This is a genomic window from Stenotrophomonas sp. YJH_SMC_29 (assembly GCF_059371235.1).
Genome location: NZ_JCAFUK010000015.1, coordinates 106814 through 118980 on the forward strand (window position 1 = coordinate 106814; position 12167 = coordinate 118980).

At 67.7% G+C, this 12167-nt stretch carries 7 protein-coding genes; 3 read left to right on the forward strand and 4 right to left on the reverse strand.

Features of this window, described 5'->3' with window-relative positions; translation table 11 throughout:
• Positions 1–150: 150 nt before the first annotated feature.
• The 4 genes from AC5P9I_RS16155 to AC5P9I_RS16170 form a co-directional block, all read right to left on the reverse strand.
• Positions 151–663 carry a hypothetical protein gene (locus AC5P9I_RS16155; protein WP_049467593.1) on the reverse strand — a complete coding sequence of 171 codons (513 nt, stop codon included), beginning with the start codon at positions 661–663 and terminating at the stop codon, positions 151–153.
• 45 nt (positions 664–708) lie between these two features.
• Positions 709–1002, reverse strand: coding sequence for a LysM peptidoglycan-binding domain-containing protein (locus AC5P9I_RS16160; protein WP_049410686.1), 294 nt, complete (start codon positions 1000–1002; stop codon positions 709–711).
• A 285-nt stretch (positions 1003–1287) separates the two neighbouring features.
• Positions 1288–2106, reverse strand: a complete 819-nt coding sequence (gene queF / locus AC5P9I_RS16165; protein WP_049467591.1) for an NADPH-dependent 7-cyano-7-deazaguanine reductase QueF — start codon at positions 2104–2106, stop codon at positions 1288–1290.
• 704 nt (positions 2107–2810) lie between these two features.
• The gene (locus AC5P9I_RS16170; RefSeq protein ID WP_049466417.1) at positions 2811–4130 is read right to left on the reverse strand and encodes a M20 family metallopeptidase; all 1320 of its coding nucleotides are present in this window, start codon (positions 4128–4130) and stop codon (positions 2811–2813) included.
• A 186-nt stretch (positions 4131–4316) separates the two neighbouring features.
• Here AC5P9I_RS16170 and AC5P9I_RS16175 point away from each other — a divergent pair, with 186 nt between their 5' ends.
• The 3 genes from AC5P9I_RS16175 (at position 4317) to AC5P9I_RS16185 (ending at position 12023) form a co-directional block, all read left to right on the forward strand.
• Positions 4317–5561, forward strand: coding sequence for an efflux RND transporter periplasmic adaptor subunit (locus AC5P9I_RS16175; RefSeq protein WP_049466411.1), 1245 nt, complete (start codon positions 4317–4319; stop codon positions 5559–5561).
• Positions 5562–5635: 74 nt separating this feature from the next.
• Entirely contained in the window at positions 5636–8869 is a 3234-nt protein-coding gene (locus tag AC5P9I_RS16180) for an efflux RND transporter permease subunit (protein WP_049466413.1), read from the forward strand.
• Positions 8870–8900: 31 nt separating this feature from the next.
• The gene (locus AC5P9I_RS16185) at positions 8901–12023 is read left to right on the forward strand and encodes an efflux RND transporter permease subunit (RefSeq protein ID WP_064239384.1); all 3123 of its coding nucleotides are present in this window, start codon (positions 8901–8903) and stop codon (positions 12021–12023) included.
• Positions 12024–12167: the final 144 nt, after the last annotated feature.

Genomic DNA, 12167 nt, shown 5'->3' on the forward strand with positions numbered 1-12167 from the left:
TGATTCATCGGCTCGGGCTTGCGCCGCCGCATGACATTCCCGGTAGATCCACGCCATGCGCGGGTGAGGCCTGGGCTCGGCGCAATAAAAAAGGACGCAGCCTCGCGGCTGCGTCCATCGTGAGCCCTGCCGGGAGAGAGTCGGCAGGACTTACTTGACCTCGAACTCCTGCGGCGTTCCGGCCGCCTTGCCATCGACCATGACCTCGGCGCGGTACTTGCCGACCGGCCAGCCCTTTGCATTCTTGAACGTGACGTTGGTGGTTTCAGCGCCGCTGGTGTTCAGCGCCGCGTTCTGCTCGCCGGCCACCTGGCCATCCTGGAACGTCAGCTTGGCACCGACGTTGACGTTGTTGGCGGCGCCATCGGTCTTGACCGAGACGATGATGTCGTCCTTCGGCGAGAACAGTGCCGCCGGTGCAACCGACTTGTCTGCGGCTGCGGTCTTGCCGACAGTGACGGCCGATACGCTGACCGCAGCGGCTTCGGCCATCGGCGGCGGCGCGCCGGTCATCGGGGCCGGCGCTGCCGGCTCGGCCGGAGCAGTGGCCGCCGGGGCGGCGGTGCTGTCGGTCGACTCTTCCTTCTTCTTGCAGCCGACCAGGGCAACGCTGCCCAGCAGTGCGGCGATCAGGGCGGTCTGGAGCGGGGTGGTCTTGATCATTCGGGGTTCCTCCCAGGGATTGTCGGACGGCGGTCGATCGCCGGCTTACTTCGGCGGCAGTTTCAGGGTCTGGCCCGGGAAGATCTTGTCCGGGTCGTCAAGCACATCGCGGTTGGCTTCGAAGATCTTCTTCCAGGCATTGGCGTCGCCCAGATGCTGCTTGGCGATCTTCGACAGCGAGTCCCCCTTCTGCACGGTGTAGGTGCCGCCGCTGACAACGTCGGCGGTACTGTCCACCGAGGCGCTGACGCCGGAAAAGTCCGCCTTCGGTGCCTGTTCGGCGGTACTGTCGACGCTGCTGCTGACGCCGGAGAAATCGGCTTTCTTCTCGGTACTCATCCACAACTCCCGTCTGCATGACTACGTGGCTCGCACGGTGCCATGGCGGTTGTTAAATGGGGATGGTGCAGATGTGAAGCCGCCCCCGGGGGCGGCTGAACAATCGGGGGAATGGACGCCCGGTAGTGCCGGCCGCTGGCCGGCTGTGCCAGGGGAATCGGGCCCTGGCCGATTGCCGGCCCGCGGCCGGCACCACCCGTAACCGCCTGCGAACGATGGTAGTGCCGGCCGCTGGCCGGTGCTCGCCGGGCCTGGCCCGGCGCAACGAGCAGCCGCCTGCGGCGGTTACTGCCGCAGCTCGCGGTAGGTCGCGGCCGGGGCGGTGATGCCCGGGCTGGCACGCCAGGGATTGATGTCCAGGCCACCGCGGCGGGTGTAGCGGGCCTCCACTTCCAGCCAGTGCGGCTGGCAGCGCGCGGACACCTCGCTGAAGATCCGCTCGACGCACTGCTCGTGGAACTCGGCGTGCTCGCGATAGCTGACCAGATAGCGCAGCAGGCCGGCGCGGTCGATCTTCGGCCCACGGTAACGCAGGCTGACCGTGGCCCAGTCCGGCTGGCCGGTGACCGGGCAGTTGGACTTCAGCAGCGCCGAAACCAGGGTCTCCTCCACCACCTCGCCCGCATCGGCGGCAAGGAAGTCGGCCTGCGGCGGGCCGTAGCAGTCGATCTCCACGTCCAGCCCGTCGATGGATTCACCGAGCGGCGTCTCCCGCAGGCCCGGCAGGCCGAACTCGACCTGGACGGGCGCACCGGCACAGGCCGACAGATCCGCAACGATGCGCGAGCGCAGCGCCTCGGCGCTGTCGATGCGGGTGCTGTTGAGGGAGTTCAGGTACAGCTTGAACGACTTCGACTCGATCAACCGCGGCGAGGTGCAGGGCACCTGGACGGTGGCCACGGCCACCTGCGGCTTGCCGCGCGGGTCGAGCCAGCTCAGTTCGAATGCATGCCAGCGGTCGTGGCCGACGAACGGCAGCGCGGCATCATCGAGGCCGATCTCGGCACGGGCGCCACTGCGCGGGATGGGAAACAGCAGGCCGGGGTCGTACTGCGACGGGTAACTGACCTCGCGACCGAGGCTGGAATCCTGGGGGGTGTTCATGGGCGCCATTGTATCGCGCGAGGGCGGGCCTTCGGCCGGGCCGGCCAACGGCGGAGCCCCTCCGTGGTGGTTGTGTTGGATGGTCGCGAAAGGCGGTCTATCGGCTTGGCCGGGTGGGCAGGCGGGCCGGGGGACGCCGTAAACCCATCCCTGGGGGCTTGGCCGCGGCATCCATGCCGCGGACACCCCCGCCCCGCCTACCCACCCGCCCCCTGACAGTTCCCTGCGCGCGGCCACCACCACGGGAAAGATCAGGAAAATCAAAATCAGAAGCCGATCCTTCAGACGTTCATGACGTCCGCCGTGCCGCCCAACGGTCGGCACCCACCAACAGCAGCGGGCACCGACAGCCGCGGGAAACTGTCGAAGGCGGGGTGGGTCCGGTTGAGGGGGGTGTCCGCGGCATGGGCGCGAGGCATGCCTCGGGCGGGTTGGGCAGGACGCCCAACCAAGGCCTTGCCGTGTGCGCAGGACAGCGCACACGAGCACGCCGCGGCCAAGCCCCCAGGGGTGAGGGCGCTTTGCTTGCGAAGCACTGCTTCGCAAGCGCCCGAACGCACAGCCGCCAGCGGCTGGGCCGGTCTGGGGGTTTACGGCGTCCCCCTCAACCGGACCCACCCCGCCATCCCACGGAATGCCCGCTTTTGACGTTGACGTTACCGTTGATTCAAGCCGGTGCAGGGCTGCAAGCCCTGCGGAAACCCTCACCCCGCCGGGGTGTCGGCACCGTGCAGGTAATCCAGGCTCACCTGCAGCAGCGCCCTCAGCCCGACGTCCAGCGCCTTCTCATCCAGCAGGAATTTCGGCGAATGGTTGGCCGGCGCCGTCGCCGGATCGATACCCACGCTGGTGGACCCGACGAAGAAGAACATCCCCGGCACTTCCTTCGCGTACAGCGAGAAATCCTCCGCGCCCATCTGCAGCGGCGGCTCGTACACATTGTCCTTGCCCACCACCGCCTGCAGGCTCGGCAGCATCTTCGCGGTCAGCGCCGGGTCGTTCACCGTGGCCGGGTTGCCCTCCGATTCATAGATGTCGGTCACCGCCTTGGCGCCATGCGCGGCCGCCGTGTGTTCGGCCACGTTGCGCAGGTCGGCGAAGATCTGCTGGCGCATGCCTTCGTCGAAGGTGCGGATGGTGCCGACCATCTCCACTTCATCGGGAATGATGTTGTAGCGGATGCCGCCGTTGATCGCGCCGAAGGTCAGCACGGCCGGCTGCTTGGACAGGTTGGCGCGGCGGCTGACGATGGTCTGCGCGGTCCCCACCAGGTCGGCGGTGGCGACGATCGGATCAACACCGTTCCACGGCGCCGAGCCGTGCGTCTGGCGGCCGATCACCTTGATGCCGAAACGGTCCGAGGCCGCCATCAACGGGCCGCCGCGCACGGCGATCTGCCCCGCCTGCACGCTGGAGAACACGTGCAGGCCGAACACCGCCTCCGGCCTGAAATCGGCAAACAGGCCTTCCTTCAGCATGAGTGCGGCGCCACCCTCTTCCGGCGGCGGGGCCCCCTCTTCGGCCGGCTGGAAGATCAGCATCACCTGGCCCGGCAGGTCCTTCTTCATCGACACCAGCGCTTCGGCCACGCCGAGCAGGGTGGCGGTATGCGCATCATGGCCGCAGGCATGCATCACGCCCACGGTCTGCCCGCGGTACTGGTCGGTCGCCTTGGAGGCGAACGGCAGGCCGGTCTGCTCGGTCACTGGCAAGGCGTCCATGTCCGCGCGCAACGCGATCTTCGGGCCGGGCTTGCCGCCTTCGATGATCGCCACCACGCCGTGGTGGGCAATGCCGGTCTTCGGCTTCAGGCCCATCGCACGCAGGCGCTTGGCCACCTCGGCCGAGGTGCGCGCCTCGCGGTTGGACAACTCCGGATGCTGGTGGAAATCGCGGCGCCATTCGACCACCTTGGCCTGCAGCCGCTGCGCGGCGGCGGTCACTTCCGGGCGCTGCCCGTCCTGGGCGTGGGCAAGGGCCGGCAGGGCCAGCAGCAGGGCGGACAGCAGCAGCGAACGGCGCATCACAATCTCCACGGCAGGGGGTTCCAGCTGAATGTAGGGCAACACTGCCGCCACGGGAACCTCCGCGGCCGGATCCGGTCTTAGCGCCCGTCCCATCCGTCATGCAGGAAACGTGATGTGGCACAGGTATGCTTTGCGCATTGCCCGCCGGGCTCCGCCCGGTCCAGCCCTCTTGGAGTCCTCGTAATGTCACGTGTTTGGAAGATCGTGCTGCTGGTCGTGGCAGTGCTGGTGCTGGCCGTGGTCGGCCTGCGCGTCATCGGCGGCGGCAAGGACAAGGCTGGAAAACCCGCTGCGGGCGCGCGCCAGGGCGGCGAAGACCCGGATGCCGGCCCGGTGCCGGTGACCGTGGTCGATGCCACGCGCCAGGACGTGCCGGTGTATGCCAGCGCGCTGGGCACGGTGACTGCGATGAACACCGTGACCGTCAGCCCGCAGGTCGGCGGCCAGCTGATGAGCCTGAATTTCCGCGAAGGGCAGGAAGTGAAGCAGGGCGACGTGCTGGCGGTGATCGATCCGCGCACCGCCCAGGCCAGCTACGACCAGGCCGCTGCGGCCAAGCGCCAGAACGAGGCGCTGCTGGCCACCGCGCGCTCCAACTACCAGCGCTCGAACGCACCGGAATATCGCCAGTACGTCGCCAAGACCGATCTGGATACACAACGAAACCAAGTGGCACAGTACGAAAGCGCGGTGGCGGCCAACGAGGCCAGCATGCGCTCGGCGCAGGTGCAGCTGCAGTACACCAAGGTCACCGCACCGATCTCCGGCATCGCCGGCATCCGGGCGGTCGATGCCGGCAACGTGGTCAACGCCGGCACCGCACTTGTCACGCTGACCCAGATCCACCCGATCCACGTGCTGTTCAACCTGCCCGAACGCCAACTCGGCGACGTGCGCCAGGCACAGGCCGCCGGCACGGTGCCAGTGGCCGCACTGGACCGCGCCGATTCGCACGTGCTGTCCGGCGACGGCAAGCTCGATGTGGTCGACAACCTGATCAGCGCGGACAGCGGCACGTTCAAGGCGCGTGCCGTGTTCGACAATGCCGACAACGGCCTGTGGCCGGGGCAGTTCGTCAACGTGCGCATGCAGCTGCGCACGATCGCCAGCGGCGTGGTCATTCCTACCCAGGCGGTACTGCGGGGTCCGGACGGCGAGTACGTCTATGTCGTGCAGGGCGACAACACGGTGAAGATGCAGACCGTGCGCAGCGGCGTGGAAGTGGGCGACAGCCAGGTGCAGATCGCCGAAGGCCTGAAGGGCGGCGAGCGGGTGGTCAGTGAGGGCCAGTTCCGCCTGAAGCCGGGCAGCAAGGTCACCGCGCTGAAGCCGGGCGAGACCCCGGCCGCACCGACCGAGGCCGAACTGAAGGCGGCCGAACAGAAGAACGCGGGCGGCGGTGGCCGTCGCGGTGGTGGCCCGCGCTGAGCGCAGGCCACTGATCTCCCTCGCGCCGGCAGACCCGCCGGCGCCGACATTGAAGTGCCAGCAAGGATCAGTCCGTGGGCTTTTCGACGATCTTCATCCGCCGCCCGATCGCCACCTCGCTGTTGATGGCGGGCCTGTTGCTGCTGGGCATCCTGGGTTACCGCAAGCTGCCGGTGTCGGCGCTGCCGGAAATCGATGCACCCAGCCTGGTGGTCACCACCCAGTACCCCGGTGCCAATGCCACCACCATGGCTTCGCTGGTCACCACCCCGCTGGAGCGCCAGTTCGGGCAGATCTCCGGGCTGGAGCTGATGACCTCCGACTCGTCGGCCGGCTTGTCCACGATCATCCTGCAGTTCTCGATGGACCGCGACATCGACATCGCCGCGCAGGACGTGCAGGCGGCGATCCGCCAGGCCACCCTGCCCTCGTCGCTGCCCTACCAGCCGGTCTACAACCGGGTGAACCCGGCCGACGCGGCCATCGTCACCCTGAAACTGACCTCTGACACGCGCCCGCTGCGCGACGTCAACAATTACGCCGACTCCATCCTGGCCCAGCGCCTGTCGCAGGTGCAGGGCGTGGGCCTGGTGTCGATTGCCGGCAACGTACGCCCGGCCGTGCGCATCCAGGTCAACCCGGCGCAGCTGTCGAACATGGGCCTGACCCTGGAGCAGCTGCGCAGTGCGCTGACCCAGGCCAACGTCAATGCGCCGAAGGGTTCGTTGAACGGCAAGACCCAGTCCTACAGCATCGGCACCAACGACCAGCTGGCCAGCGCCGCCGAATACCGCGACACCATCATCAGCTACAAGAACGGCCGCCCGGTACGGCTGTCGGACGTGGCCGAGGTGGTGGATGGCGTGGAGAACGACCAGCTCGCCGCCTGGGCCGATGGCAAGCCGGCGGTGCTGCTGGAAGTGCGGCGCCAGCCCGGTGCCAACATCGTGCAGACCGTCGAGCGCATCCGCGCGATCCTGCCTCAACTGCAGGGCGTGCTGCCGGCAGACGTGCACCTGGAGATCTTCAACGACCGTACCGAGACCATCCGCGCCTCGGTGCATGAAGTGCAGTTCACCCTGATCCTCACCATCGGCCTGGTGGTGGCGGTGATCTTCGTGTTCCTGCGCCGGCTGTGGGCCACCATCATCCCCTCGGTGGCGGTGCCGCTGTCGCTGGCCGGCACCTTTGCGGTGATGGCGTTCGCCGGCATGTCGCTGGACAACCTTTCACTGATGGCGCTGGTGGTGGCCACCGGCTTCGTGGTCGACGATGCGATCGTGATGATCGAGAACATCGTGCGCTACATCGAGCAAGGCAAGAGCGGCAAGGAAGCGGCCGAGATCGGTGCGCGCCAGATCGGCTTCACCGTGCTGTCGCTGACCGTCTCGCTGGTCGCCGTGTTCCTGCCGCTGCTGCTGATGCCCGGCGTCACCGGCCGCCTGTTCCATGAGTTCGCCTGGGTGCTGAGCATCGCGGTGGTGCTGTCGATGCTGATCTCGCTGACGCTCACCCCGATGATGTGCGCCTACCTGCTCAAGCCCGACGCCCTGCCCGAAGGCGAGGACGCGCATGAGCGTGCAGCCGCGGCCGGCAAGCAGAACCTGTGGACGCGCACCGTCGGCCTGTACGAGCACAGCCTGGACTGGGTGCTGGGCCACCAGCGCCTGACCCTGGCCGTGGCCGGCGGCGCGCTGGTGCTGACCGTGCTTCTGTATGTGCTGATTCCCAAGGGCCTGCTGCCCGAACAGGACACCGGCCTGATCACCGGCGTGGTGCAGGCCGACCAGAACATCGCCTTCCCGCAGATGGAACAGCGCACCCGGCAGGTCGCCGAAGCGCTGCGCCAGGATCCGGACGTGACCGGCGTGTCGGCGTTCATCGGTGCCGGCAGCATGAACCCCACGCTCAACCAGGGCCAGCTGTCGATCGTGCTGAAGGAGCGCAGCCAGCGCGACGGCCTGGAGCAGATCCTGCCCCGCCTGCAGAAGGCGGTGGCCGGGATCCCGGGCGTGGCGCTGTACCTGAAGCCGGTGCAGGACGTGACCCTGGATACCCGCGTGGCCGCCACCGAGTACCAGTACTCGCTGTCGGACGTGGATTCGGCAACGGTGGCCACCCAGGCCACGCGCCTGACCGAAGCGCTGCGCAAGCGCCCGGAACTGGCTGACGTCGACAACAACCTGTCCAACCAGGGCCGCGCCCTGGAGCTGAACATCGACCGCGACAAGGCCAGCGTGCTGGGCGTGCCGATGCAGACCATCGACGACACGCTCTACGATGCGTTCGGCCAGCGCCAGATTTCCACCATCTTCACCGAGCTCAACCAGTATCGCGTGGTGCTGGAAGTGGCGCCGGAGTTCCGCACCAGCACCGCGTTGATGGAGCAGCTGGCGGTGGCCTCCAACGGCGCCGGCGCGCTGACCGGCACCAACGCCACCAGCTTCGGCCAGGTCACTTCGTCCAACTCGTCGACCGCCACCGGCATCGGCGCGCAGAACACCGGCATCACCGTCGGCGCCGGCAACATCATCCCGTTGTCTGCGCTGGCCGAAGGCAAGGTCAGCAGTGCGCCGCTGGTGGTCAGCCACCAGCAACAGCTGCCGGCGGTGACCGTGTCGTTCAACGTGGCACCGGGCTATTCGCTGTCCGAAGCGGTGCGGGCGATCCAGGAAACCAAGGACAGCCTGGACATGCCCACCCACCTGCATGCCGAGTTCATCGGCAAGGCCGCCGAGTTCACCGGCAGCCAGACCGACGTGGTGTGGCTGCTGCTGGCCTCGCTGGTGGTGATCTACATCGTGCTGGGCGTGCTGTACGAGAGCTACATCCACCCGATCACGATCATCTCCACGCTGCCGCCGGCCGGTGTCGGCGCGCTGCTGGCGCTGATGGTGTGCGGCCTGAGCCTGTCGGTGGATGGCATCGTCGGCATCGTGCTGCTGATCGGCATCGTCAAGAAGAACGGCATCATGATGGTGGACTTCGCGATCGAGGCGCGTCGCGCCGGCGCCAACGCGCACGAAGCGATCCGCCGTGCCTGCCTGCTGCGCTTCCGCCCGATCATGATGACCACCGCCGCGGCCATGCTCGGCGCGCTGCCGCTGGCACTGGGCACCGGCATCGGCTCGGAGCTGCGCCGCCCGCTGGGCATCGCCATCGTCGGTGGCCTGCTGCTGTCGCAGCTGGTGACCCTGTACACCACCCCGGTGATCTACCTGTACATGGAGCGTTTCTCCGAGTGGCTGGCGCGCCGCCGCGAACAGCGCGCCCTGCGCGACGGGTCGCTGCAGGAGCCGCAGGCATGATCCACGCCCCGCTGCTGCGGGGGGCCGCGCGATGAACCTGTCCGGCCCCTTCATCCGCCGCCCGATCGGCACCGCGCTGCTGGCCATCGGCCTGTTCATGGTCGGCCTGATCTGCTACCTGCGCCTGGGCGTGTCGGCATTGCCGAACATCGAGATCCCGGTGATCTTCGTGCATGCCAGCCAGTCCGGCGCCGATGCGGCGACCATGGCGTCCACGGTCACCGCGCCGCTGGAACGCCACCTCGGCCAGCTGCCGGGCATCGACCGCATGCGCTCGTCGAGCTCGGAAGGCAGCTCGCTGGTGTTCATGATCTTCCAGAGCGGCCACAACATCGACTCGGCCGCGCTGGACGTGCAGACGGCGATCAACTCGGCCCAGGCCGACCTGCCCTCGGGCATGGGGTCGCCGATGTACCAGAAGGCGAACCCGAACGATGACCCGGTGATCGCCATCGCGTTGACCTCGCAGACGCAGTCGGCCGATGAGCTGTACAACGTCGCCGATTCGCTGCTGGCGCAGCGCATCCGCCAGATCAGTGGCGTCGCCTCGGTCGACATCGCCGGCGCGTCGACGCCAGCGGTGCGCGTGGACGTCAACCTGCGCCTGATGAACGCGCTGGGTCTGACCGCCGATGACCTGCGCAATGCGGTGCGTGCGGCCAACGTGACCTCGCCCACCGGCTTCCTCAGCGACGGCAACACCACCACCGCGATCATCGCCAACGATTCGGTGGCGCGTGCGGCCGACTTCGCCGACCTGGTGGTCAAGACCCAGGGCGATGGCCGGGTGATCCGCCTCAAGGACGTCGCCAACGTCTACGACGGCCAGCAGGATGCCTACCAGGCTGCGTGGTTCGACCACAAACCGGCGGTGGTGATGTACGTGTTCACCCGTGCCGGCGCCAACATCGTGGAGACCGTGGACCGGGTCAAGGCGCAGATCCCGACCCTGCGCGACTACCTGCAGCCAGGTACCACGATGACGCCGTACTTCGACCGTACGCCGACCATCCGTTCGTCGCTGCATGAAGTGCAGATCACCCTGCTGATCAGCCTGGCGATGGTGGTGCTGACGATGGCGCTGTTCCTGCGCCGGCTGGCACCGACGCTGATCGCCGCGGTGACCGTGCCGCTGTCGCTGGCCGGTGCCGCGCTGGTGATGTACGTGATGGGCTTCACCCTGAACAACCTGAGCCTGCTGGCGCTGGTGATCGCGATCGGCTTCGTGGTCGACGATGCGATCGTGGTGATCGAGAACATCATGCGCCATCTCGACGAGGGCATGCCGCGCATGCAGGCGGCGTTGACCGGTGCGCGCGAGATCGGCTTCACCATCGTCTCGATCACCGCCTCGCTGGTGGCGGTGTTCATTCCGCTGCTGTTCGCCAGCGGCATGATGGGTGCGTTCTTCCGCGAGTTCACCGTCACCCTGGTGGCAGCCATCGTGGTCTCGATGATTGTCTCGCTGACGTTGACCCCGGCGCTGTGCAGCCGCTTCCTCAGTGCGCACGACCACAGCGCGCCGCCGTCGCGTTTCGGCCGCTGGCTGGACGCCGGCCACGAGCGCATGCTGCGCATCTACACCGTGTTCCTGGACTTCTCGCTGCGCCACGCGCTGCTGTTGTCGCTGACCCCGCTGATCCTGATCGGCGTCACCGTGTTCCTGTTCGGCGCAGTGAAGAAGGGCGCGTTCCCGCCGCAGGACACCGGCCTGATCTGGGGCCGTGCCAACTCCAGTGCCACGGTGTCCTTCGAGGACATGGTTGCCCGCCAGCGCCGCATCACCGACATGCTGATGGCCGACCCGGCGGTGAAAACGGTGGGCGTGCGCCTGGGCAGTGGCCGCCAGGGCTCCAGCGCGCAGTTCAACATCGAGCTGAAATCGCGCAAGGAGGGCCGCCGTGAAACCACCGCGCATGCCCTGGCACGGCTGAGTGCGAAGGCCGACCGCTACCCCGACCTGCAGCTGCGCCTGCGCGCGATCCAGGACCTGCCCAGCAACGACGGCGGCGGCGCCAGCCAGGGTGCGCAGTACCGCATTTCCCTGCAGGGCAACGACCTGGCCGCACTGCAGGAATGGCTGCCCAAACTGCAGGCGGAACTGAAGAAGAACCCGAAGCTGCGCGACGTCGGCACCGACGTGGACAATGCCGGCCTGCGCCAGAACATCCAGATCGATCGCGCCAAGGCCGCACGCCTGGGCATCACCGTGGGTGCCATTGACGGTGCGCTGTACGGCGCGTTCGGCCAGCGGCAGATCTCCACCATCTATTCGGACATCAACCAGTACAGCGTGGTGGTCAATGCGCTGCCCTCGCAGACCGCCACGCCGGCGGCGCTGGATGAGGTGTACGTGCGCGCGCGCAACGGCGACATGGTGCCGATCACCGCGGTGGCCACCCAGATGCCCGGGCTGGCACCGTCGCAGATCACCCACGAGAACCAGTACACGACGATGGACCTGAGCTACAACCTGGCTCCCAACGTGAGCATGGGTGAGGCCAAGGCGATCATCGATGCCACCGTGGCCGGCATGCGCATGCCCGGTGACATCCGCCTGGCCGACGACGCCGGCTTCGGTTTCAACTCCGATCCCAGCGACATGCTGATCCTGGTACTGGCCGCGATCCTGACCGTGTACCTGGTGCTGGGCATGCTCTACGAGAGCCTGATCCACCCGGTCACCATCCTGTCCACGTTGCCTGCGGCCGGCGTCGGCGCGCTGCTGGCGCTGTTCGGCACCAACACCGAGCTGTCGGTAATCTCGATGATCGCGCTGGTGCTGCTGATCGGCATCGTCAAGAAGAACGCGATCATGATGATCGACTTCGCCCTGGTGGCGCAGCGCGAGCATGGGCTGGCGCCGCGCGACGCTGCACGCGAAGCCAGCATCGTCCGCTTCCGCCCGATCATGATGACCACGATGGTCGCGATCCTCGCCGCCGTGCCGCTGGCGATCGGCCTGGGCGAAGGATCCGAACTGCGCCGCCCGCTGGGCATCGCGATGATCGGCGGCCTGCTGTTCTCGCAGAGCCTGACCCTGCTCAGCACGCCGGCGCTGTACGTGATCTTCTCGTGCCTGGCCGAGCGCTGGCGCGCCCGTCGCGCACGCAAGCGCGAAGCGAAGCTGCTCAAGCGCGCGCAACGCGCATAGCTCTGGTAGCGCCGGCCGCTGGCCGGCTTTGCCGATGCGCCGTGCGGCCAAGCTGCCGGCCAGCGGCCGGCACTACCGTGGGTGCGGACCGTTGGCGCGCACGTCGCGTGCGCAGGCGCGCGCAACGCACATCGCTCTGGTAGA